Source organism: Afipia sp. DC4300-2b1 (assembly GCF_049895725.1).
In the GTDB taxonomy this organism is placed as follows: domain Bacteria; phylum Pseudomonadota; class Alphaproteobacteria; order Rhizobiales; family Xanthobacteraceae; genus Afipia; species Afipia broomeae.
Genome location: NZ_JAFCSX010000002.1, coordinates 535,893 through 559,536 on the forward strand (window position 1 = coordinate 535,893; position 23,644 = coordinate 559,536).

Annotated in this window: 21 protein-coding genes; 13 read left to right on the forward strand and 8 right to left on the reverse strand. The window is 62.0% G+C overall.

Annotated features, from left to right (window positions below):
- The first annotated feature begins 58 nt into the window (after nucleotides 1-58).
- Nucleotides 59-550, forward strand: a complete 492-nt coding sequence (locus tag ACP7AL_RS09225; RefSeq protein ID WP_024918984.1) for a GlcG/HbpS family heme-binding protein — start codon at nucleotides 59-61, stop codon at nucleotides 548-550.
- 116 nt (nucleotides 551-666) lie between these two features.
- On the opposite strand, the gene ACP7AL_RS09230 is transcribed toward ACP7AL_RS09225, so the two are convergent.
- Nucleotides 667-984 carry a DUF1476 domain-containing protein gene (locus ACP7AL_RS09230; protein ID WP_425990848.1) on the reverse strand — a complete coding sequence of 106 codons (318 nt, stop codon included), beginning with the start codon at nucleotides 982-984 and terminating at the stop codon, nucleotides 667-669.
- A 349-nt stretch (nucleotides 985-1,333) separates the two neighbouring features.
- On the opposite strand from ACP7AL_RS09230, the gene purC reads away from it, so the two are divergent.
- The 4 genes from purC (at nucleotide 1,334) to purL (ending at nucleotide 5,430) form a co-directional block, all read left to right on the forward strand.
- On the forward strand, nucleotides 1,334-2,101 hold the full coding sequence (gene purC / locus ACP7AL_RS09235; RefSeq protein WP_019196322.1) for a phosphoribosylaminoimidazolesuccinocarboxamide synthase: 768 nt from the start codon (nucleotides 1,334-1,336) through the stop codon (nucleotides 2,099-2,101).
- 5 nt (nucleotides 2,102-2,106) lie between these two features.
- Entirely contained in the window at nucleotides 2,107-2,349 is a 243-nt protein-coding gene (gene purS / locus ACP7AL_RS09240) for a phosphoribosylformylglycinamidine synthase subunit PurS (RefSeq protein ID WP_024574838.1), read from the forward strand.
- Nucleotides 2,350-2,361: 12 nt separating this feature from the next.
- Nucleotides 2,362-3,060, forward strand: a complete 699-nt coding sequence (purQ, locus tag ACP7AL_RS09245; protein ID WP_425990850.1) for a phosphoribosylformylglycinamidine synthase subunit PurQ — start codon at nucleotides 2,362-2,364, stop codon at nucleotides 3,058-3,060.
- A 156-nt stretch (nucleotides 3,061-3,216) separates the two neighbouring features.
- The gene (purL, locus tag ACP7AL_RS09250; protein WP_425990852.1) at nucleotides 3,217-5,430 is read left to right on the forward strand and encodes a phosphoribosylformylglycinamidine synthase subunit PurL; all 2,214 of its coding nucleotides are present in this window, start codon (nucleotides 3,217-3,219) and stop codon (nucleotides 5,428-5,430) included.
- 13 nt (nucleotides 5,431-5,443) lie between these two features.
- Here purL and ACP7AL_RS09255 read toward each other — a convergent pair whose 3' ends face one another.
- Nucleotides 5,444-6,382 carry a LysR family transcriptional regulator gene (locus ACP7AL_RS09255; RefSeq protein WP_425990854.1) on the reverse strand — a complete coding sequence of 313 codons (939 nt, stop codon included), beginning with the start codon at nucleotides 6,380-6,382 and terminating at the stop codon, nucleotides 5,444-5,446.
- 195 nt (nucleotides 6,383-6,577) lie between these two features.
- Here ACP7AL_RS09255 and ggt point away from each other — a divergent pair, with 195 nt between their 5' ends.
- Nucleotides 6,578-8,173: a gamma-glutamyltransferase gene (gene ggt / locus ACP7AL_RS09260; protein ID WP_425991662.1), complete on the forward strand. Its 1,596-nt coding sequence runs from the start codon at nucleotides 6,578-6,580 to the stop codon at nucleotides 8,171-8,173.
- Between the two features lie 73 nt (nucleotides 8,174-8,246).
- Entirely contained in the window at nucleotides 8,247-9,422 is a 1,176-nt protein-coding gene (locus ACP7AL_RS09265) for an ABC transporter substrate-binding protein (RefSeq protein ID WP_425991664.1), read from the forward strand.
- Between the two features lie 84 nt (nucleotides 9,423-9,506).
- Here ACP7AL_RS09265 and ACP7AL_RS09270 read toward each other — a convergent pair whose 3' ends face one another.
- Both ACP7AL_RS09270 and ACP7AL_RS09275 read right to left on the reverse strand, forming a co-directional pair.
- Nucleotides 9,507-9,752, reverse strand: a complete 246-nt coding sequence (locus ACP7AL_RS09270; RefSeq protein WP_425990856.1) for a hypothetical protein — start codon at nucleotides 9,750-9,752, stop codon at nucleotides 9,507-9,509.
- A 186-nt stretch (nucleotides 9,753-9,938) separates the two neighbouring features.
- Nucleotides 9,939-10,307, reverse strand: coding sequence for a DUF427 domain-containing protein (locus ACP7AL_RS09275; RefSeq protein WP_425990858.1), 369 nt, complete (start codon nucleotides 10,305-10,307; stop codon nucleotides 9,939-9,941).
- A 144-nt stretch (nucleotides 10,308-10,451) separates the two neighbouring features.
- Between ACP7AL_RS09275 and ACP7AL_RS09280 the strand changes: the two genes are divergently transcribed.
- Nucleotides 10,452-10,688 carry a BolA family protein gene (locus ACP7AL_RS09280; protein ID WP_006021342.1) on the forward strand — a complete coding sequence of 79 codons (237 nt, stop codon included), beginning with the start codon at nucleotides 10,452-10,454 and terminating at the stop codon, nucleotides 10,686-10,688.
- Nucleotides 10,689-10,708: 20 nt separating this feature from the next.
- Nucleotides 10,709-11,890, forward strand: coding sequence for a low temperature requirement protein A (locus ACP7AL_RS09285; RefSeq protein ID WP_425990861.1), 1,182 nt, complete (start codon nucleotides 10,709-10,711; stop codon nucleotides 11,888-11,890).
- Nucleotides 11,891-11,922: 32 nt separating this feature from the next.
- On the opposite strand, the gene egtD is transcribed toward ACP7AL_RS09285, so the two are convergent.
- Both egtD and egtB read right to left on the reverse strand, forming a co-directional pair.
- A complete protein-coding gene (egtD, locus tag ACP7AL_RS09290; RefSeq protein ID WP_425990863.1) occupies nucleotides 11,923-12,888 on the reverse strand; it encodes an L-histidine N(alpha)-methyltransferase in 966 nt (321 codons plus the stop codon).
- Between the two features lie 22 nt (nucleotides 12,889-12,910).
- Nucleotides 12,911-14,182, reverse strand: coding sequence for an ergothioneine biosynthesis protein EgtB (gene egtB, locus ACP7AL_RS09295; RefSeq protein WP_425990865.1), 1,272 nt, complete (start codon nucleotides 14,180-14,182; stop codon nucleotides 12,911-12,913).
- Between the two features lie 301 nt (nucleotides 14,183-14,483).
- Between egtB and grxD the strand changes: the two genes are divergently transcribed.
- The 3 genes from grxD (at nucleotide 14,484) to ACP7AL_RS09310 (ending at nucleotide 17,600) form a co-directional block, all read left to right on the forward strand.
- Nucleotides 14,484-14,819, forward strand: a complete 336-nt coding sequence (gene grxD / locus ACP7AL_RS09300) for a Grx4 family monothiol glutaredoxin (protein WP_006021337.1) — start codon at nucleotides 14,484-14,486, stop codon at nucleotides 14,817-14,819.
- Nucleotides 14,820-14,928: 109 nt separating this feature from the next.
- Nucleotides 14,929-16,248 (forward strand): serine hydrolase domain-containing protein, encoded by a 1,320-nt coding sequence (locus tag ACP7AL_RS09305; RefSeq protein WP_425990867.1) that lies wholly within the window; start codon nucleotides 14,929-14,931, stop codon nucleotides 16,246-16,248.
- Nucleotides 16,249-16,358: 110 nt separating this feature from the next.
- Nucleotides 16,359-17,600, forward strand: a complete 1,242-nt coding sequence (locus ACP7AL_RS09310; RefSeq protein WP_425991666.1) for a serine hydrolase domain-containing protein — start codon at nucleotides 16,359-16,361, stop codon at nucleotides 17,598-17,600.
- On the opposite strand, the gene ACP7AL_RS09315 is transcribed toward ACP7AL_RS09310, so the two are convergent.
- Nucleotides 17,601-21,521, reverse strand: coding sequence for an autotransporter outer membrane beta-barrel domain-containing protein (locus tag ACP7AL_RS09315; protein WP_425990869.1), 3,921 nt, complete (start codon nucleotides 21,519-21,521; stop codon nucleotides 17,601-17,603).
- A 224-nt stretch (nucleotides 21,522-21,745) separates the two neighbouring features.
- Between ACP7AL_RS09315 and ACP7AL_RS09320 the strand changes: the two genes are divergently transcribed.
- A complete protein-coding gene (locus ACP7AL_RS09320) occupies nucleotides 21,746-22,891 on the forward strand; it encodes a PAS domain-containing protein (protein WP_425990871.1) in 1,146 nt (381 codons plus the stop codon).
- 70 nt (nucleotides 22,892-22,961) lie between these two features.
- On the opposite strand, the gene rpsD is transcribed toward ACP7AL_RS09320, so the two are convergent.
- Entirely contained in the window at nucleotides 22,962-23,579 is a 618-nt protein-coding gene (gene rpsD / locus ACP7AL_RS09325) for a 30S ribosomal protein S4 (protein WP_006021331.1), read from the reverse strand.
- Nucleotides 23,580-23,644 lie beyond the last annotated feature (65 nt).

Consider the following 23,644-nt stretch of genomic DNA (forward strand, 5'->3'; position numbering starts at 1 on the left):
GATAGGAAGGGTTGCTACAAAACGCACAAACCAAAAACCATCAAAGGGAGGCTTCCGTATGCGTTCACTTGGTCTTGCAGCATTGACGACTGCTGCAATCGTTCTCGCCGGTCCGGCTCACGCCCAAGCGCCGCAGGTTGAAAAGAATGTCTCGATGGCCATGGCCATCGCCATCATCCAGGGCACCATCGAGCAGTGCACCAAGGACGGCTACAAGGTGTCCGTCACAGTGGTGGACAAGGCCGGCAATGTCGCGGCGCAGGTTCGCGGCGACGGCACCAATCCCCACACCATGGAGTTCAGCCGCCTGAAGGCCTACACCTCGCGCACGCGCGGCCAGACCTCGCTCGAATTCATGAAGCTGGTTGAAAAGCCCGAGACGGCCTACCTCAAGCAGGTCCCGGGGACCGTGGCTGTCGGCGGCGCGGTTCCGATCAAGGTGGGGAACGAAATCATCGGCGCGGTCGGCGCATCGGGTGCGCCCGGCGGCGAAAAGGACGAAGTTTGCGTCCTCGCCGGCGTCGCGAAGGTTCAGGATTCGCTGAAGTAAAGCGATTCTGAATCGTCATTGCGAGGAGCGCAGCGACGAAGCAATCCAGCTTCAAAGGTGGATTGCTTCGCTTCGCTCCCAATGACGTGAAGGTTTTAGGTCGATGCGCGGCAGGCTTACTGCCCGGCCTTGATCTGGGCGACGGCGACCGCCACCAGTTCGTCCATCTTCTTGCGAACGTCGGCTTCCGACACGCCCTTGCTGGCCAGGTCGGCGGCCACCTTGCGCAGGACGTCGGTATCGCCGGCTTCCTCGAAATCGGCCGCGACGACCTCCTTGGAGTAGGCCACGGCGTCATCACCGGTTTTGCCCAGTTTTTCCGCCGCCCAGAGACCCAGCAACTTGTTCCGGCGGGCCTCCGCCTTGAACTTCTGTTCCTCGTCGAGGGCGAATTTCTTCTCGAAACCTTCCTCGCGCTTGTCGAAAGTGGACATATATCTGTTCCGTAAAGCTGAATTGGTCATGCCGGATGTCGGCGGGACCCTGCATATAGGAGGTCCGACCCCGGCAAGGCAACGTCCCAGAGGTCGCAGGAGGTGGCGATTGCGGGCGAAATGACCCGAAACTGGAATTCTTGAGGAATTCCAGCGCAAAACACCGCTTACTTTTGCGGGAATACGCGCTGCGTTGCGTTGTATCGGCCGGTTCAATCGGGTAGGTTGCCGATGAGTCCGGTTCGCGGTTTGTTTCACGATTCCGGACTTCACGGCAGCTCCGCCGTGGGTCGCGTAAATCACCCGGAGCACCCCATTCATGGACTTCAACAGAACACGGTACATCCCTATGAGCCGTCGGCGTCGCATTTACGAAGGCAAGGGCAAGACCCTTTACGAAGGGCCTGAGCCTGGAACCCTGATTCAGCATTTCAAGGACGACGCCACCGCGTTCAATGCCAAGAAACACCAGATCATCGAGGGCAAGGGCGTCCTCAACAACCGGATCTCGGAGTATGTCTTCCAGCATCTGAACGACATCGGCGTGCCGACGCATTTCATCAAGCGTCTCAACATGCGCGAGCAGTTGATCCGCGAGGTCGAGATTGTGCCGCTCGAGGTTGTGGTGCGCAACGTCGCCGCCGGATCGCTGTCGCAGCGCCTCGGCATCGAGGAAGGCACGCAGCTGCCGCGCTCGATCATCGAGTTCTACTACAAGAACGATCAGCTCGGCGATCCGATGGTCTCCGAAGAGCACATCACCGCGTTCGGCTGGGCCACGCCGCAGGAGATCGACGACATGATGGCGCTGGCCATTCGTGTCAACGACTTCCTCACCGGCCTGTTCCTCGGTGTCGGCATCCGTCTTGTGGACTTCAAGATGGAGTGCGGCCGCCTGTTCGAGAACGACATGATGCGCATCATCGTCGCCGATGAAATCTCGCCGGACTCGTGCCGGCTGTGGGACATCAAGTCGAACGAGAAGATGGACAAGGACCGCTTCCGCCGCGATCTCGGCGGCTTGCTGGAGGCCTACACCGAAGTGGCCAAGCGTCTCGGGATACTGATCGAGAACGACCGTCCCGCGGGCTCCGGCCCGGTGCTTGTGAAGAGCTGAGTTCGATGAAGGCACGCGTTACCGTCACATTGAAGAACGGCATTCTCGACCCGCAGGGCAAGGCCATCGAAGGCGCGCTGAAGTCGCTCGGCGTCGATGGCATTGCCAGCGTGCGGCAGGGCAAGGTGTTCGACATCGAAGTCGCCGGCGCGGACAAGGCGAAAGCCGAAGCCGCGCTGAAGGAAGCAGCAGACAAGCTGCTGGCGAATACGGTGATTGAGAACTACCGCGTCGAGGTTCTGGGTTAGGCGAAGCGACCAATGAAATCAGCCGTCCTCGTCTTCCCCGGCATCAATCGCGAACGTGACATGGCGCGTGCGCTCAAGCTCGCGTCCGGAAATGACGCCGCGATGGTGTGGCACGCCGACACGGCGTTGCCGAAAGGCACCGATCTGGTCGTGGTGCCGGGTGGTTTCTCCTACGGCGACTATCTGCGCTGTGGGGCAATTGCCGCGCGCGCCCCGATCATGGACGCGGTCCGCGCCCATGCTGCGGCTGGCGGTTTGGTGATGGGCGTCTGCAACGGTTTTCAGATTCTCTGCGAGTCGGGCCTGCTGCCCGGCGTATTGATGCGCAATGCACAGCTCAAGTTCATCTGCCGCGACGTGCATCTGCGCGTCGAGCGTTCCGATACGCCGTTTACGCGCGGCTACAATGCCGGGCAGGTGATCCGCGTGCCGGTGGCCCATGGCGAGGGCAACTACGCCGCCGACGAGGAAACCATCCGCCGTCTCGAAGGCGAGGGCCGGGTGCTCTATCGCTATTGCTCCGCCAACGGCGAAGTTGGCGACACCCACAACATCAATGGCGCGGCTGCGTCCATTGCGGGCATTGTCAGCGACAAGGGCAACGTCCTCGGCATGATGCCGCACCCGGAAAACCACGTCGAAGACATCATGGGCTGCACCGACGGCCGCGGACTGTTCGCGGGCCTGGTGGCGCATTTGAAGGCCGCCTAGAGGGCTTTTTTAGCCGGGATTTCTCCCTATCTGATGCTTGCCGCAGGCCGGGCCGCCGTGCACAAAAGAAGCCCGGAATCACGCATATTCCGCCTTGTCCGACCCCTCTGAACCCCCGGAGGGCCGCCGAAGCATTTGACCCGGAGCGACGTCGCCTTGACGATCAGGAACGAACCCCAGATCACCCCCGAACTCGTCGCCCAGCACGGCCTGAAGCCTGATGAATACGAGCGCATCCTCAAGCTGATCGGGCGGGTGCCGACGTTTACGGAACTCGGCATCTTTTCGGCAATGTGGAACGAGCACTGCTCCTACAAGTCCTCGCGCATCCATCTGCGCGGCCTGCCGACCAAGGCGCCGTGGGTCATCCAGGGGCCGGGCGAGAACGCGGGCGTCATCGATATCGGGGACGGGCTCGCCGTGGTCTTCAAGATGGAGAGTCACAACCACCCGAGCTACATCGAGCCCTATCAGGGCGCCACCACCGGCGTCGGCGGCATCCTGCGCGACGTGTTCACCATGGGCGCGCGCCCGATTGCCTGTCTGAATGCGCTGAGCTTCGGCGATCCGAAACATCCGAAAACCCGTCATCTCGTCTCCGGTGTGGTCGCGGGCGTCGGCGGCTACGGCAATTCGTTCGGCGTGCCGACGGTGGGCGGCCAGACGCGCTTCCACACGCGCTACGACGGCAACATCCTCGTCAACGCAATGGCGGTAGGCCTCGCGGAAAGCGACAAGATTTTCTATGCGGCCGCCTCCGGCGTGAACATGCCGATCGTCTATCTCGGCTCCAAGACCGGGCGCGACGGCATCCATGGTGCGACCATGGCGTCGGCAGAATTCGATGACGACAGCGAGGAGAAGCGCCCCACCGTGCAGGTCGGCGATCCGTTCGCGGAAAAGCTCTTGCTGGAAGCCTGTCTCGAAATCATGGCAGCGGATTGCGTGATCGCGATTCAGGATATGGGCGCGGCGGGCCTCACATGCTCGGCGGTCGAGATGGGCGCGAAGGGCGACCTCGGCGTCGAACTTCATCTGGACTCGGTGCCGACCCGTGAGACCGGCATGAGCGCCTATGAGATGATGCTCTCGGAAAGCCAGGAGCGCATGCTCATGGTGCTCAAGCCAGAGAAGGAAAAGCAGGCCGAGGCGATCTTCAAGAAGTGGGGCCTCGACTTCGCCATCGTCGGCTACACCACGCCGACCCAGCGTTTCGTCGTCAAGCACGGCGGCGATGTAATGGCCGATCTCCCGATCAAGGAACTGGAGTCGGAAGCGCCGCTTTATGACCGTCCGCATGTGCCGTCGCCGCAACTTCCTGTGATCCATGCGCGCGACGTCAAGGCGCCGGTGTCGATCACCGAAGCGCTGTCGAAGCTGATCGCCACGCCTGAACTATGCTCGAAGCGCTGGGTGTGGGAGCAGTACGATCATGTCATCGGCGGCAACACCTTGCAGCGCCCCGGCGGCGATGCCGCGGTGGTGCGCGTGCAGGACGGGCCGAAGGGCCTCGCGCTGACCTGCGATGTGACGCCGCGCTACTGCGAGGCCGATCCGTTCGAGGGCGGCAAGCAGGCTGTTGCAGAGGCCTGGCGCAACATCACGGCGGTGGGTGGCAAGCCGCTCGCGATCACCGACAATCTCAACTTCGGCAATCCCGAGCGTCCCGAGATCATGGGGCAATTCGTCGGCTGCCTGAAGGGCATCGCGGAAGCCTGCCGCACGCTGGATTTCCCGGTCGTGTCGGGCAACGTGTCGCTCTACAACGAAACCAACGGCCGCGGCATTCTCCCCACGCCATCGATCGGCGGCGTGGGCCTGCTGGATGATTTCACAAAGTCCGCGACGCTCGCATTCAAGGCGGAGAACGAAGCGATCCTGCTGATCGGCGATACGCAAGGCTGGCTCGGCCAGTCGGTTTATCTGCGCGACATCTGCGGCAAGGAAGAGGGCGCGCCGCCGCCGGTCGATCTCAGTGTCGAAAAGCGCAACGGCGATGTGGTCCGCGGCATGATCAAGGGCGGCACTGCGACCGCGGTGCATGACGTGTCCGACGGCGGCCTGCTTGTGGCGCTCACCGAAATGGCGATGGCCGGCGGCATCGGCGCGATCCTCGATGCGCCGCCGGAGGAGATCGTGCCGCATGCGTGGTGGTTCGGCGAAGACCAGGCTCGCTACGTCATCACCGTGCAGGAAGAGCATCTGCTGACGGTGCTGAGCAAGCTCAAGGCGGTCGGCGTGCCGTGCCATGTCATCGGCAAGACCGGTGGGCACGACATCGCGGTCGAAGGCGAGACGCCGGTTTCGGTGGCGTCGCTCAAGGCAGGCTTTGAGAACTGGCTGCCGGCCTACATGTCCGGAAAGAACTGATCGCGCGCTGCGATCATTTCCTGCTTTGACGTGTGCGCCGTCGCGGCGTCTCCTGCCGCGATGCCATGAATGCTTTTGCGACGTCGATGAACCGCGCCGCCAGCGGCGACAGATGATCCTCGCGCCACACCAGCGAGATATCGAGGGTCGCTGTCGAGTCCGCGATTTCCAGCGCCACGATGCCCGGCGGCAGCGTCGGGATGAAGGATGCATCGAGAATGGTGCAGCCGAAGCCCGACCGCACCAGTTGCAGCAGCACCGGCACGTCGTCGGCTTCTTCCGCAATTGTCAGGGAGAAGCCACGGTCCGTCACCAACTCATCGATGAGCGCGCGAAAGCCGCGCCATCGGCGGGTGCTGCCGATCACCAGCGGTGAGGTGGACAGGGTTCGCAGCGAAATCGCACGATTTGCCGCCCAGGCGTGACTCGCCGGAACCAGGGCGACCAGCCGTTCGCGCGAGATCGGAAGTGTCTGCTGCGGCGGCACTACGACATTCGACATCATGAAGCCGAGATCGAGCGTGCCCTCGTCGAAGGCGGCTGCCTGTTCGGATGACGCGAGCAGCCGCAGGCCGACCTGCGCCTGCGGGTGATGCTTGCGGAATTCGATGATGATGTCGGACATCGGGCCGGTGGCGGCGAATGTCGAATAGCCGACGCTGACGGTGCCGCTGAGCCCCTGCGCGACACGTTCGGCATGCATCGTGGCGCGGGCGAGACGCTGCATCGCGTCGGCGCTTTCGCGATAGAGCACTTCGCCGGCCGGTGTCAGCACAACGCGCCGGGTGGATCGCTCGAACAGCGGAAAGCCCAGATGGCGTTCGAGATCCCGGATGCTGCGGCTGAGCGCGGGCTGGGCGATGCCAAGCTGTTCGGCGGCTTTGCGGAAGCTCAGCGTTTCTCCGACGGCGAGGAAGTACGGAATTCTGGCGGGAAGCAGGGGGCGGATCATGAGAACGGGCCGCGCGAGCGGATTCCTATTATTGCTTTAAAGGCATCAATCCAAGCTTGATTGGTATTGGACAGGTATGAATGCCATCTGTCAAACCGGTCCGCATCAGCCTGCGGGGTGCGGTTCGCCCTGCCTCGCCGCGCCGGCGCAACCACAAGAAACTCACGGGAGAGGCCATTGCCCAAAGGCAAGGAGATGATCGTCGCGGCGCAGGCGGAAGCGGCGGAAGCCGGAGCGGAGATGTTGCGGGCCGGTGGCAACGCCATCGATGCGGCAATTGCCTGCGCGCTGGTTCAGGGCGTTGTCGATCCGCTGATGACCGGCATCGCCGGCTTCGGAAGCTGCGGAATCTACTTTCCCGGACAGAACTTCCACCAGTATCTCGATTTCCACGCGCCCGCACCGGCGGCCGCGCGTCCGGACATGTGGGAAAATCTGATCGAAGGTGAGGCGCGCGACGGCTACGGCTTCATTCTGCGCGGCAAGGTCAACGATCTCGGCTATCAGTCGATCTGCGTGCCGGCGTCGCTGAAGGCGTACTATGAGGCGCATTCGCGGTTCGGTGTGCTGCCGTGGCGCGACATCGTCGCGCCAGCGATCGCATGGGCCGAGCGCGGCTGGATGGTGCGCCCGCATGTCGAACTGTTCTGGTCCGACCCGGGCATCATGGACCGTGCCTCGGGCATCGATCGTCTGTCGTTCACGGCGTCGGGGCGGAAGCTCTATTGCCGCGAGGACGGCAGCTACAAGCGCGTCGGCGATCTAGTGCGTAACCCGGACTATGCACAGACGCTTCGCATGATCGCGGAGGGCGGCTCCGACGTGTTCTATCGAGGCGAACTGGCGAAGCGGATCGCCGCCGACATGATGGCCAACGGCGGCCTGATCACCGAAGACGATCTCGCACGTTATCAGCCGCGCTGGTGCGAGCCGCTGCGGGGCCAGTATCGCGGCTATGAAGTGACGACCAACAATCCGCCGGGCGGCGGGGTCATGCTGCTCGAGATGCTCAATGTGCTCGAGAGCTTCGATCTCGCGGCGCTCGGGCACAACAGCGTCGAATATCTGCGCGTGGTCTGTGAAGCGATGAAGCGCGCGACTGCGGACAAGGATCGGTTCCTTGGCGATCCGGGATTCCTTGATATTCCCGTCGGCAAGCTGACGTCGAAAGACTATGCCGCGACGATGGCCGCCGAGATCAAGCAGGGTATCAAGGGCGATGTGCCGCGCTTCAATTCGGGGCATCCGTCGAAGGACACCACGCATGTCTCGGTGGTCGACCGCGACGGCAACTGCGTGACCATGACCCATTCGCTCGGCATGCCGTCAGGCGTCATCACGGACGGTCTCGGCTTCATCTACAACGGCTGCATGGGCGTGTTCGATCCGCGGCCGGGTCGCCCCGGATCGGTCGCGCCGGGCAAGGCGCGGTTTACCTCGGTCGTGCCCTCGATCGTCTTCAAGGGTGGCAAGCCATATCTCGTGATCGGTGCGCCGGGCGCGACGCAGATCGCCATGGGTGTGCTGCAGGCCATTCTCAACGTGCTCGACTTCGGCATGACCATGACCGAGGCGGTGAGTGCGCCGCGATTCTCGGCCACGAGCAATGCCATCGACGTGTCCAACCGCATTGTGCACGGCGTGACGCGCGAACTTGAAGCCGACGGCTACGAGGTGATCCGCAGCCCGTACACCTTCGGCTTCGCGGCGGTGCACGGCATCCGGATCGACGGGGACAAACTCGACGGCGGCGCAGACCCCGGACACGATGGCATCGCGCTGCCGGTCTGACACAGAACAAGAGATAACAGAGGGAGGAAGAATTATCGTGAGAACAACAAGGATCGGATTGACCGTCGCGGCCATGCTGATGGCAGGCAGCGCGGCGCAGGCGCAGGTCTCCGACAATGCCGTCAAGATCGGCGTGCTGACCGACCACTCGGGCGGCTTCGCCTATCTGGTCGGCAAGCACTCGGTCGAAGCGGCGCAGATGGCGGTCGATGATTTCGGCGGCAAGGTGCTGGGCAAGCCGATCAGTGTCGTCACGGCCGACCATCAGAACAAGGCGGATATCGCGTCCGCGATCAGCCGCAAGTGGTTCGAGACCGAGGGCGTCGACACCATCACCGACGTCGCCGGGTCAGCCGTGGCGCTGGCGACCCAGGAAATCGCGCGCTCGCGCGGCAAGGTGCTGCTGATCTCCGGCGCCGCCACCACCGAACTGACCGGCAAGGCCTGTTCGGAAACGACGTCGCAGTGGAGCTACGACACCTACGCCTTCGCCAAGGGCACGGCGAGCCAGGTCACCAAGCAGGGCGACGATAGCTGGTACTTTCTGACCAGCGATTACGCGTTCGGTCATTCGCTCCAGCGCGATGCGAGCCGTTTTGTCGAGGCCAGCGGCGGCAAGGTGCTGGGAAGCGTGCGATTCCCGTTCGGTTCGCCGGACTTCTCTTCGTTCCTGCTTCAGGCGCAGGCATCCAGGGCCAAGGTGATCGGGCTCGCCATGTCGGGCGCGGACCTTCTGAGCGCGGTCAAGCAGGCGCGTGAATTCGGCATCGTGCAGTCCGGGCAGAACCTCGCCAGCCTCGTCATCTACATCAACGATATCGAGGGTGTCGGCCTGAACGTCGCGCAGGGCCTGACGCTGACGACCTCGTTCTACTGGGACGCCAACGACGAGACCCGCGCCTGGGCCAAGCGGTTCATGGAGCGCTCGGGCGGCTTCATCCCGAACCTGATCACGGCGGGCACCTATGCGTCGGTGCTTCACTATCTGAAGGCCGTCGAGGCCGCCGGCACCGATGAAGGCAAGGCCGTGGCTGCGAAGATGAAGGAGCTGCCGGTCAATGACTTCTACAACAAGAATGTGCAGATCCGTGCCGACGGCCGGGTGATGCACAAGACCTTCCTGATGAAGGTGAAGTCACCCGCGGATTCGAAATATCGCGGCGATTTCTATCAGCAACTGGCCGAAATGTCGGGCGACGAGTCGTTCAAGCCCCTGGCGGAAAGCGAATGTCCGCTGGTTAAAAAATAGAGGCCCAACGAAAGCGCGTGACTGAAACAGAAAAACCGCAGGTCAGCCTGCGGTTTTTCTTCGTTCTGACTGCGGTTTGCAGAATTACCAGCGGTCGCGCCCGACACCTATGCCGATGCCGACGCCCGGCGCGTATACGCCGACGCCAGGACCTTCGTTGTAGTAGCCGCGCTCCCTGTATCGGCGCCGCGGAGCGTAAGCATACGAGTCGTCCTGAACAATCACACGGCGTGCGCCGCGGGTGCGATAACAACGTCCGCTTTCATCGCACACCATGCGGACATGCTCGATGTCCGATCCGGTCTTCACACCCGAAATGCTATTCGTCATTGGCGCTGCAATCGCACTGCCAGCAAAAAGAGCGCTGGCGCCTGCTAAAAGCGCTATCGTGAAATGTCTCATTGTATGTCTCCTACCGGCAAAAGTACCGCTGGGGAGGCAACAGGAGGGACCGGTTGTTGTTCCATGTCATTCTGCGCGCGACAGAGCCGATTATCGAGGCGCGCGCATGACGGATTACATTTCCTCGATCATGACCTTGTTGGGGTAAAACGCCAGATGCCCTTCGATCTCTTTCACCGATTCATAGGGCGTCTCGTAGGTCCAGATCGCGTTTTCCAGCGTCTGGCCGCCTGACACGATGCTGAAATAGCTCGCGTCGCCCTTGTAGGGGCAATAGGTGCTGTGGTCTGTCCGCTTGAGCTTGTCGAAATTGGCATCGGCGCGGGGAATATACTGGACGGCGGGGTAACTTGCCTCTTTGAGCGTCAGGGCGTGGCTGGTTTCGGCGATCACCTCGCCACCGACGCTGATCCGGACCCGTTTGGGGTTCTTTGCGATTGTAATCGGGTGGTCCGGGCCTGGAATCTTCATACGAATGTTCATGGCGGGCTTCCTGTTGAGAGCCACAATATAGGAGCTATCTTCCGCAATGCCCGCGTGACGGCGCGGGTTGCAAGGGCTAGAATCAGGCATATTTCGGTGCGTTGCTTGAGCCGGGCTCGGCTCAACATGAGGAGATTCAAAGACATGCCAATGGACGCGCGGGACATCGAAACGATGATCAAGGCTGCCTTGCCTGACGCGCAGGTCACCATCCGCGATCTCGCCGGGGACGGCGATCACTACGCGGCCACCGTCATCTCGGAATCCTTCCGCGGCAAGTCGCGGGTGCAGCAGCACCAGATCGTCTATCAGTCGCTGAAGGGGCAGATGGGTGGTGTGCTGCATGCGCTGGCGTTGCAGACGGGTGTGCCTGACGCCTGATCGACGAAAGCGGGGGCGCCGTGTCGACCAAGAGAGCATTGCTGCGGGCGCGCGCGCCGCACCAGCATCATCGCGTCACTTACGTCGAGCTTTTCTTCGATCTGGTCTTTGTTTTCGCCATTACGCAGATTTCCCACACGCTGCTGGCGCATTTCACGCCGCTCGGCGTTCTGCAAACCACGATCCTGTTTCTGGCGGTGTGGTGGGTATGGATCTACACATCCTGGATCACCAACTGGCTCGACCCGGAGCGCACGCCCATCCGGGTGATGCTGTTCGGTCTGATGATCGCCGGCCTGCTGCTGTCCACATCCATTCCCAAGGCCTTTGAAAACAGGGGGCTGGCGTTCGCGCTGGCCTTTGTCGCCATGCAGGTCGGCCGCTCGGCCTTCACCTATTGGTCGATACCCAGGTCTGAGCCGGGTTTGCGCATGAATCTGTTGCGCATCACCCTGTGGCTCGCGTGCAGCGGCCTGTTCTGGATAGCAGGCGGGCTCGCTGAGGGGCAGGCGCGGCTCCTTCTGTGGATCGTCGCGGTGGCGATCGAGTATTGCGGACCGATGATGCGATTCCGGTTTCCCGGGTTAGGCGCGACGCCTCTCGAAGACTGGGAGGTCGAAGGCGGCCATATGGCCGAGCGCTGCGCGCTGTTCATCATCATCGCGCTGGGCGAGTCCATCGTGGTGACCGGAGCCACCTTCGCGGAAGCTACATGGACCGCGCCGACGGTCTCTGCCTTTGTTGTCGCTCTGCTCGGGAGCATCGCGATGTGGTGGGTGTATTTCCATATCGGGGCCGAGGCCGGAGCCGAGCATATTTCGCAGTCCAGGGACACCGGCCGGCTGGCCCGGCTTGCCTATACCTATCTGCACCTGCCGATTGTTGCGGGGGTCGTGGTGACGGCGGTCGGCGACGAACTGGTGCTGGCGCATCCCGCGGGTCATGCGGACACCAAGGCCATACTCAGCATCATCGGCGGGCCGCTGCTGTTTCTGATCGGCACGATCTTGTTCAAGCGCAGCATCCGCGGCATCTTTCAGCTCTCCCACCTCGTCGGTATCGCTCTGCTGGTCGTGCTGATCCCGTTCGCGCACTCGCTGTCACCGCTGCTGCTGTCAACGGCAACGACGATCGTCATGCTGATCGTCGCGGCCTGGGAGGCGATCTCGCTCGGCTCCGGGACGAAGGAAGACGAGATCTAGAGGTTGGCCGCTCCCACCTTGCGGGCTTATGCCTACGCCACCAGCGCGTGAACCGAGAACATTCCGTCGGGATCGGTCCATGAGGCGCGCGGCGTCCATCCCGAACTGCGCGCCAGATCCGTAAAGCGGTCGATGCTGTACTTATAGCTGCTTTCGGTGTGGATCGTCTCGCCGGTACGGAACGTCGCCGTGTGGTCCAGCACCCGCACAGTCTGCGGCTTGCGGCTGATCAGGTGCATCTCGATGCGATGGCGCTCGCGGTTGTAAATCGCACGGTGTTTGAAGCCGTCAAGATCGAGGTTGGCACCGAGTTCGCGGTTGATGCGCGCCAGCACATTGAGATTGAACTGACCGGTCACGCCTGCCGCGTCGTTATAGGCGTCGTGGAGCACGCGCTCGTCCTTCTCGAGATCGACACCGACGATCAATGTCGCACCTTCGCCGAGAATGGCGCGCGCGCTGCGCAGGAAGGCACAGGCTTCATGCGGGTCGAAATTGCCGATGGTTGAGCCTGGAAAGAAGCCCACTTTCGGCATGTCCTTCACTTCCGGCGGCAGTTCGAACGGCTTGGTGAAATCGGCTGTCACCGGATAAACCGCAAGATCGGGGAAGTCCTCGCGCAGCGCGCTGGCCTGGCTGTTGAGGAAATCGCCGGAGATATCCACCGGCACATAGGCCTTGAACGCGCACTGTTTCAGGAGAAGACGCACCTTGGTCGTCGCACCGGCACCGAATTCCACCAGCGCCGCGTTGGTCGGAATCGCGGTTGCGATCTCTGTCCCGCGATCGCGCAGAATGCGCAGTTCGGTGCGGGTCGGATAGTATTCCGGCAGCAGTGTGATCTGTTCGAACAGTTTCGAGCCTGCCTCGTCGTAAAAATATTTGGGCGACAGCTTTTTCGGCTGTTGCGACAATCCCTCGATCACGTCCTGCGCGAAGGAACGGTCAATTTGATCGGGGGACGGGGCATCAGTCCGCGCGTTGATATGCACATTCATGACGATCTCGTGCGTTGAGGATTCAGACGGCGTAATCGGCGAGGCGCAGTCCGGTGAACTGCCAGCGGTGATGTGGATAGAAGAAATTGCGATAGGTGATACGGCTGTGATTGTCAGGCGTAGCGAGCGATGAGCCGCGCAGCACCAGTTGGTTGACCATGAACTTGCCGTTGTATTCACCCAGCGCGCCTTCGAGGGCGCGATACCCGGGATATGGCGAATACGAACTGCGGGTCCACTGCCAGACGATGCCGAAGGCGTCGTTGAGATGACCCGCGCGCGCGGCGACTTCCCATTCCATTTCTGTCGGCAGGTGCTTTCCGCTCCAGCGCGCGAAGGCATCGGCCTCATAGTAGCTGACATGCGAGACGGGGGCTGATGGATCGATCGGCTGCAAACCGCCGAGCGTCATGATCTTCCATTCTCCGTCAGTGTTGCGCCAATGGCCGGGGGCCTGCCATTCCTCACGTTCGGCGGCCGCGAAGCCATCCATGAGCCACAGTGTCGGCGTCGTGTAACCACCGTCGTTCATGAAGGCGAGCCACTCGGCATTCGTGACGAGATTGCGCGCCAGTTTCACAGGGCCGACCAGCGCGCGGTGCGCAGGCTTCTCGTTGTCGAAATGGAATGACTCGTCGGTATGACCGATGGTGTGGATGCCTTCCATCAGCGTGACCCATGCGTCGCCGGTGCGGGTCGCAGCCGGAAATCTCCAGCCAGGCTGGTAGGCGGGCGGGATCGGGTTCTGTGCGAAGGCGTGCAGGATGTCGGTGAGCAGCAATTCCTGGTGCTGCTGCTCATGATTGAGACCGACCTCAATCAGCGGCTCCAGCTTCGCCAGCGTGTCGGCGTCCGCTGAATCGAAAAATGCCGCGACCGCGGCATCGACGTGCTTGCGATAGGCCGTCACCTCGTCCGCACCGGGGCGGGTGAGGTGGCCGCGCTGGGCCCGGGCGTGACGCGGCCCGGCGCTGACGTAATAGGAGTTGAACAGGTAGGCGTAATCCGGGTGGTAAGGCCTGTAGCCTGGAGAATGCTGGCCCAGCAGGAATTGCTCCCAGAACCAGGTGACGTGGGCGCGGTGCCATTTGGTGGGGCTGGCATCCGGCATCGACTGGACCAACTGGTCCTCGGGTGACAGCGGGGCCGCCCGCCGCTCGGTCTCGTCCCGGACCGTGCGATAGGCTGTCAGCAGCCGGGCCGCCAGTTCGTTGCGGGATTCCTGGCCAGATTTGGCCGTAAATGCGGAGGAAGTGGCGACACGGGCGTCTGACTGGGATGCTGGTTTCGTCACGAGTATCTCCGATTGAGGAGAGAACGATTCTTCTCCGGAACGGTTCCGCAGAAGGGATGCTCTAGATAGGGCGCCCCGCCGGAGATAAAAGGTAGCGTCGGCCATGAAATCGATACGTTGCGCAGGCGACGATTGTTTCAGGCGCCCGGCATGGCAGATCCGCGCTCCCGTCCGGGGGGCGCCGCATGGCACCTTTTCGGCGATTTGATTGGGCTGCCGAGCCGTTTCACGCTACATATATGGGGAGAGAGCAGGTCGGTGACCGAATCCCGGCCTGGGCAAGCCACTTAAGGACGCGAATATGAGCATCGACCAATTCATCGACAACGAAGTGAAGTCCAACGACGTCGTGCTGTTCATGAAGGGCACGCCGCAGTTTCCCCAGTGCGGCTTCTCGGGCCAAGTGGTCCAGATTCTCGACCACGTGGGCGTTGCCTACAAGGGTCTGAATGTTCTCGAGTCCGGCGAACTGCGCGACGGCATCAAGATCTATTCGAACTGGCCGACCATTCCGCAGCTCTACGTCAAGGGCGAGTTCGTCGGTGGTTGCGACATCATCCGTGAGATGTTCCAGGCTGGCGAATTGCAGCAGTTGCTCGCCGACAAGGGCATCGCGGTTCAGCAGCCCGTTGGCTGATGTTTTTCAAGGCGAGACGGCTTAAGCCGTCTCGCTTGTGCGGCCGCCTTTTTCACAGATACAGTCCTTCCATCCCGGACACGTGCCATCCGGGATGGAGGGATTTTTTATGCCCGTTTCCGCAACTCGTCAGCTGATTGAGGCAACGCCCATTCTGCGCCATGCCCGCAGCATTCTGCCTGTCGCGCTTTTTCTTATCACCGCTGTTCAGGCGTCGGCCGACGGCGCAATGCGGACTTATCCGCCGAACGCCGTTCTTTCTCCGCAGCGCCTTGAGCGCATCACCGACTTTTTCAATGCCGAAGTCGCGAACAACAAAATTGCCGGCGCGATCGTTCTGGTTCAGCACCGCGGCAAGCAGGCCTATTTCAAATCCTTCGGCAAGATCGACATGACGACCGGCGAGCCAATGACACCGGACGCGATCTTCCGGATTTTCTCGATGACCAAGCCGATCACGAGCGTTGCCGCGATGCTGCTGGTGGACGACGGCAAGCTCAGGCTGGACGATCCGGTGTCGAAATACATTCCATCATTTGCGGACGCCAAGGTCGGCGTGGAAACCAAGGCCGAGAACGGCGATCCCGTTCTTAAACTTGTACCGCTGGAGCGTCCGATCACCATTGAAGACCTCATGCGGCAGTCGGCCGGTATCCCCTATGGGTTTTATGGGACGGGCCTGGTGCGCTCTGCCTACAAGAATGCCGATATCTACGCCGAAGGGACTGACAACGCCGCCGTGGCCGAAAAGATCGCGCGGCTGCCACTGGCCGAGCAGCCCGGTACGCTGTGGGACTACGGCCACTCGCTGGACGTGCTCGCACGCGTGATCGAAGTGATATCGGGAAAATCGCTTTACGCCTTCGAAAAGGAACGGCTGTTCGATCCGCTTGGCATGAAGGACACCTCGTACTATGTGGCCGACCCGTTGCAGTATCGCCGGATTGCTGAGCCGCTGCCGAGCGACAGCAATTTTAGGACCGGGAATTCCCGTGATCCGCGTAAACCCTATAAATGGGAGCCGGGGACCAGCGGATTGCTCACCACCATCGGAGATTATAGCCGGCTGGCGCAGATGCTACTCAATGGCGGTGAACTCGACGGCAAGCGTTATCTGAAGCCTGAGACCTTCGCGACCATGACCGCGAACCACATCGCGCCTGCAACAAGCGTGAAGCGTGGATCGTACTACTTCCCCGGCGACGGCTTCGGATACGGCCTTGGCTTTGGCGTTCGCACTGAACCCGGGAATGCCACGCCTCCACCGCCGGGATCGCTCGGCGAAATCAAATGGGACGGTGCCGGTGGCACTTATTTCTGGATCGACCGCGCACAGGATATGTTTGTGATCCTGATGATGCAGTCGCCGTCAGAACGCGGCCGCATTCAGCCCGCGCTGAAAGCCATGGTTTATGACGCTTTAGAGTGACCGGCGCGCTTTGCACGATAGCCGCTGCCCGCTAAAGTCCGGCTCATTGACCGGATTTGCGGAGATCGGTTTTGTTTTATTCAAATATCGTCCGGCGCGCTGGCGCTGCCATGGTTGTCGCAGCGATCTCTGCAACGACATCACTGCCGGCTTGTGCGGAAAGCCTTGGGCGAACAGACCCGGACAAGGCCGGGTTCTTCCCGCAGCGGCTCGCGCGCATCACCGCGTATTTCAACAACGAAGTCGCGACCGGCAAGATCCCGGGCGCGATCGTGCTGATCCAGCGCCACGGCCAGCCCGCATACTACGAATCTTTCGGCGTCCGCAGTCTTGCCACCAAGGCGCCGATGACGCCGGACACCATCTTCACGCTGTTTTCGATGACCAAACCGATCACATCGGTGGCGGCGCTCATGCTGGTGGAGCAGGGCAAGCTCGCGCTCGACGATGAGGTGGGGCAATATGTCAAAGGTTTTTACCATATCAAGGTCGGCGTGGAGAAGCCGGGCCCGGATGGCAAGCCCGAACTCGATCTTGTCGCGCCGCACCGCCCGATCCAGATTCACGATCTGCTACGGCATTCAGCGGGCATTCCATATGCATCGCTCGCGTATGGCGTGGTGAAGAAGCCCTACGAAGATGCCGACCTGATGTCCGGCAAATTCACCAACGCAGAAGTTGCGGACAAGATCGCCGCGCTGCCGCTGATCAGTCAGCCCGGAGAATACTGGACCTACGGTCACGCCACAGATGTGCTCGGGCGGGTGATCGAGGTGGTGTCGGGAAAATCGCTTTACCAGTTCGAGAAGGAGAACCTGCTCGGGCCGCTCGGGATGACCAATACGAGCTTCTTCGTCACCGATCCGGCGAAGCAGGCGCTGATCGCCGATCCATTTCAAACCAAATATGACAAGCTCGATCGTGATCCGCGTGAGGTCACCAAATGGGAATCCGGCGGCGGCGGCATGGTGTCGTCGATCGCGGACTACGCGCGCTTTGTGCAGATGCTGCTCAATGGCGGTGAACTCAACGGCACGCGCATTCTGGCGCGCAAGACCATCGACCTGATGACGTCGAACCACATCGGCGAGGGAACGGGCATCAAGCCGTGGGTGTACTATTTCCCTGGTGCCGGATTTGGCTTCGGCCTCGGCGTTGCCGTGCGGACGGACGCTGGCGTCAGCCACTGGCCCGGCTCGGTCGGCGAGTTCGAGTGGAGCGGGGGCAGCGGAACGTATTTCCTGGCAGATCCAAAGGAAAACATGTTCGCGATCCTGATGATCCAGTCGCCTTCACAGCGCGGACGCATCCAGTCGGCATTCAGGAGCCTTGTTTACGGCGCGATGAAATAATCAGAACCTCACAGCAAGGTTGGCCCTGACCGAATGGGCGCTGGCATCGGCGGCGAGACGCCCGGTGTAAAGAATTCCCAGAATTGCATTCCGGTGAACGAGCGCGTCCAGCCCGGCCTCGACCAGCAGCGTGTCGGCGGCAATCGGAACGCCCGCAATCGCAAATGGCGACGGGCTTGCCGCAAACGACATCAGCGAGACGGGCGTAGCTCCATCGTAGGCGTGCTGCCATCCGAGCGACCCGCGCGCCGTCATGGCCCATGGGCCGATCGCGGGGATGGGCGCCTGTGCGCGCAGGCCGAGCGTTGAATAAGTGGCGGCGGTGGTGGCCTGTGCGACTCTGAGCGCCGCCGGCCCGCCTGTTTCCGTGAAGCCGTCGCTTCGGACCGACACGTAAGCGAGGTTTGCGAAGGCCTCGGCGTTCACCCAACTCCTGACGACGCCGTAGGCGGCTTCGCCGAAGACCTGTGCCGTGCTGGCGCTGTAGCTCGCGGTGGCCGTGTCCGCGAAGCCCGGGAAGGCGATGGTGCGTGTGGTGGAGATGTCGTGATGCGAATAGGCCGCGCCGGTGCGGACTGCGAGGTCGCCAAGTCGCCCGCCGCCGTACGCCGCGAGATGGAAGGTGTCGATGGTGGCGGATGACGTGCGTGCATCGACGCGGGCATCGGTTCGTCCGCCGCCGGTCGCTACGCCGAGGCGCCAGTTTTGATTGAGGGTCACGTCTACGCCGCCAATGGCCCCGCCGCTGGTCGCGCGCAGCGTCGCGGCGTTGCCGTCGCTGTTGAGGCGCGTCCAGTTGCCGTAACCCTGCACCCACGCGGCATAAACCGGTGCGATGACGGGTGCCGGCGCCTTGATCGGCCACTTTGGCCCGCCCTTGGCCTTGCGCGTCTTCTTCGCATAGGCGAGCGCGGATTCCTCTTCATCTGCAAATCCGGTTGCCTGTGAGCCGCTCGCGGGGTCCAGCCGCTGCCGCCCAAGAATAGCGTCGCGGATCAGAGAACTCTCATCCAGCATCAGCGAGCGCAGGCTCGGATGAATCTCGCCCGATACGCTGTCAAAGGCCGCGCGGGCCTGATCCGGCGTCAGCATCAGCGCCGCGTTGACGATCGGATTGGTCATGCCCAGCGCGGCGAGGCCACCGCCCGCCGAAATCTGGTTCGGTGTAATGCCGACGCTGGCGAAGTCGATGCTGTTGCGGACCAGCGTCAGATAGACGTTGTTGGGATCGTAGGTGAGCGTCGGATCGAGGAACGCGAAGTTCGATGTCACAGCGTCGTACGTGCCGGTGCGCGAGCCGGTGGATGTCAGAATGGTATAGATGGTCGTCGGGTTGTAAGCGCCCATGCCCGCGAACACGCGAACGGTGCCGCCGTTGATGGTTGCCGTGCCGGTGACGTTGATGAGGTCGGACTGTCCTGCGGCGTTGACTTCGACGTTGTAGAACGATCCCGCGTTCTGCACGTAGGGACCGTTCACGTTCAGCGTACCGATCGAATTGCCGGGCGCAATCGTGCCGTTCACGGTTGTCTGCCCGACAGTGCCTGTTCCACCGAGGACGCCATTGGTGTTCACGGTCGTGGTGCTGTTGGACAGATTACCATTCACTGCGAGCAGGCCGTTGTTGACGGTCGTCGTCCCTGTATAGGCCGAACTGTTGCCGCTCATGGTAAGCGAGCCAGTGCCTTGCTTGATGAAACCGCCGCTGCCGGTCAGGTTGCCCTGGAACGTGCGATCGAGATTGTTGCCGACTGTCAGCGAGCCTGTGCCGATTGCCGCCGTGCCCGGCCCGCTAAACGCGCCGACCGTCTGGCTGAAGCCTGCGAGATCGAAGGTCGCGCCGCCGAAAATGAACAGACTTCCGGCCGATGCAAGGCGGTTGCTGGCGCCGAGGCGCAACGTGCCTTGTGAAACGGAGGTGCCGCCGAGGTAGGTATTTGCAGCCGTAAGAGTGACGACTCCCGCGCCGCTTTTGGTGACGCTGCCGGTACCGGAAATCAGGTTGCTGAATGTGAATGAATTGGAGCGGTTGAAGGACAGGATCGAGTTATTGACGATATTGCCGCTGATCGAGCCCGTGCTGCCGCCAGCGCCGATCTGCAACGTGCCGGCAGAGATCGTGGTGCCGCCGGTAAATGTATTCGTGCCCGTCAGGCTGAGTGTATTGCTTCCAGCCTTTTCAAATGTGCCGTTACCGGAAATCGCTCCGGCATAGGTGGCGGACGACGAGAGGTTGACGATCATCGCGCCGTTGTTGTTGACGTTGCCGCTAATGAGACCCGTCGTGCCGCCGTTGCCGAACTGCGCGGTTGCGCCAGACGAGATATTTGTCGCTCCCGCATAAGTGTTGTTGCCGGACAGGATCGTCGTGCCGGCGAGAAAGTTCACGGTGCCGGGGCCAGTGCCCTGAATGCCCGGAGCAAAAACGTAGTTGTTCGAGGTGTGGTTGAAATTGATCGTGCTGGTCGCGCCAGTCGCGAAGATGACATTCGTTGCGTTCAGCGTGCCCGCTGCGGCGGCGGGAGACGCCGCTGCCGCGCCGATGTTGAGCGTTCCCTGACTGCCGGCGGCGCCGCCGATAACAACCGAACCGCCGGTCGAATTGATGTTGACCGTGCCGCCGTCGGCGATGGTCAACGTGCCTCTGCTGGTGGACGAACTTCCGATCGCCAGGCCTTGCGGTTGACTGCCCGGAACGTTGGGCATGTCCGAGATCGTCCAGACCGATCCTGGTCCCGTGACAACAGCATTGCCGGTGCCGCTGGCGCCGAGAATGGTGTAGCCGGTGTTGAGCGCGCCGCCGTTGCTGACTGTGATGTTGGCGGTCGTGCCGGCATTGTATGCGGCCCACACGTCATAGGGTGTGGTGAACGATGAATTCGCGCCGGTGACAGTTAGCGAACCGGTCGAGCCGGACGCGATGCCCATGCGAAGCTGCATGAACTGACCGTTGGTTGTCGCCGCGCCGTCCCTGATCGCGACCTTACCGCCATTCGATACGGTAAGCGTAGCCGTGCTGCTGGCCTTGCTGCCGATGCCGACCACGCCCTGCGACACGCCAGCGGAATTGCCCACAATGTCCCATTGCGAACCTGAACCGGTCACGGTGGCGCCGCCTCCGAGAGAGACGGCGGGAACGACAGTATTGCTGCTTGTCGTCGTGACTTTCGCGCCGCTGGAAATCGTCAGCGCGCCTGCACCGCTGGTGCCGATGTTCGCGGTACCGGTGCCCCAGGTCGTTCCCGCGCCACTGATGTTCGCAGTGCCGTTGCCGGTGGCGTTGGTGCCAATGGAGACCGATCCGGTAGTCGCGGTGGAGCCGCCGTTCAGATTGAAGGTGCCGGTGCCCCGTTCGCCGATTGTCATCGCGCCAGTGCTGACCGACGACCCGTTTGTGACAGTGAGTGTGCCGTTAGCGGTTGACGAGAAGTAACCCAGGATCGTCTGGGCGGTGGTGAGTGAGGCGCCGTTCTGGATTGTCACCTGACCGAGCGTATTCACGTCGGCTGCGACGTAGAGTTGTCCCGGATTGAACTGGGTGCCGGCGCCAGAGACGGTGACCGTCCCGGAGGAGTTCGCACTGTCGGCAACAGAGCCGAGGCCGGTCGCCGAAACGATGCTGCCGCCGGAAATATTGAGCGTTCCCGAGCCCAGCAGGCCGACATAAATGGTGCCGGTTGTGGCGAGGCCGCCGCTGTTGACGTTAAGCGTCCCGCTCTGTCCGCCAGTGCTTCCGAGCGTCACTGTGCCGGACGCAGCACCCGGTGCGTTAATGGTCGCGGGATTTGGAGTTGCTGCGTTGTTGATGTTGACAGCCGTACCCGAACCGGGGACAGCGTTTGGATTCCAGTTCCCGGCTGTAAACCAGTCAGCCGAGACCGTCCCGAGCCAGTCGGCGGATTCAGCCGGGCTAACGCCCAAAAAAGCCGTTGAGGCCAAAAGAACGCAACGAAACCGCCGCACTGGCGCGGATTGTCCAGCGCCATGCACGCCACAAACTGACTTTGTCACTGCCGCCCCGCTTCCCCAGAACAACGGGCAGACGGTGCCAAAGGGAGATACGTCACGCACTATTCAAATGAATAGGGTTAGTTTTAAATTGCTATGCGATTTTGGCTTTCCACAGCGGGTGCGGCGGGGTGGTCGTGAGCGAGGCCGAAGGCAAATTTCTGGACGCGCTCTATCAGGGTGTTTCCGACAGCAGCCAACTCACGCTCGCGCTGGAGCTGATCCAGAACATGTTCGGCTGCCGCAGCGCCGTTCTGGTGATGGTTGACGCACGCGATCCGACGGCGAATTTTGTCGAGACATCGGGCACGCTGCTTCAGAGCTTGCAGCTTTATGTCGAGAAATATGCCCAGATCGATCCTGCCCCGGCGCGCTTTCTCAGCCTGCCGGCGGGCCGCGCCATGAGTACGGATCGTCTGTTCACGCCTGAAGAACGCGCCACCGGCCAATTTTATAATGAATTCTTCAAGCCGATCGGGCTGATCGAAACGCTTGGCGGGCCCCTCTATTCCAGCGACGGAAATTTCGCGATGATCGCGCTGATGCGCGGCGATGATCGTCCACCCTTCGACGATCGGGAAGCGGCTTATCTAGAGCAGCTTATGCCGCACATCACGCGCGCGCTGCAACTGCGCCGCACGTTCTTCCGGATCGATTCACGAAATGTCGGCTTGCAGGCAACGCTCGACCGGCTGCAGGCCGGCCTGATGTTGCTGGCGGCTGACGGGGAGGTGCTCTTCGTCAACGCGGCGATGCACGCTCTCACACAGCAGAGCGACGGCTTTGTGCTTGGCCGGATGGGCAAGCCTCTGGTCACCCATACCGACGCGCGCCGGCGCTTTGATGCGCTGTTGATCAATGTCGCAGGCGGCGGTGCCGGCGGTGTGGTTGCCGTGCCGCGCGCCAGGGGACGGGACTATGCTGTCCTGGTCGCGCCGTCTCCGGCGTCCTCCGCGCAATCCGACTGGGAGCGCGGCGGGCCGCGTGGCGCGATCGTTGTCGTCCACGATCCCGATTCCGGATCTGCCAATACGTCCGAAATTCTGGAGCAGGGGCTTGGGCTGTCAAAGGGAGCCGCGCGGCTGGTCGCGGCTCTGGCGGCTGATCACGATCTCAAGACATTTGCAGAGAGCGAAGGCGTCACGATTCACACCGCGCGATTCCATCTGCGGAGTGCGCTGTCGCGCACCGGAGCCAAGACACAGGCCGAGGTGGTGCGGATCGCAGTTCGTCTGTTGCGGGATTTCGCTTTGGCCGAACCCAATCCGGTATCCTCCACCTGATTCGATCAGCCAAAGAAAAAGGCCGCCCGGTGAGGCGGCCTTTCGTATGTCTGTGATCCGCGCTGAGGAGTTAGCGCGAATAGAATTCGATGATGAGGTGCGGCTCCATCTGAACCGGGAACGGCACTTCCGAAAGACCCGGAACGCGCACGACCTTGGCAGTCTGCTTGCCGTGATCGACTTCGAGATAGTCAGGTGTGTCGCGTTCGCCGAGCTGGTTGGCTTCGAGCACGAAGGCGAGTTGCTTGGACGATTCCTTGATCTCGACGACGTCGCCGACCTTCACCTTGTAGCTGGCAATGTTGACGCGCTTGCCGTTCACCTTGATGTGGCCGTGGTTGATGAACTGACGTGCGGCGAACATGGTGGCCACGAACTTCGCGCGGTACACCACGGTGTCGAGGCGGCGCTCGAGCAGGCCGATCAGGTTTTCACCCGAGTCGCCCTTCAGGCGGCTGGCTTCGACGTAGATCGCGTGGAACTGACGCTCGGAAATGTTGGCGTAGTAGCCCTTCAGCTTCTGCTTGGCGCGGAGCTGCGTGCCGAAGTCGGAGAGCTTGCCCTTGCGGCGCTGGCCGTGCTGGCCGGGGCCGTATTCACGCTTGTTGACGGGGCTCTTCGGGCGGCCCCAGATGTTCTGGCCCATACGGCGATCGATTTTATACTTCGCCTCACTACGCTTAGTCATCGCGTCCTCTTTCTTTGAACGTGGGTTTTGAGGAAACGCGCCCTCCTGTGCAGCGGGATATGATC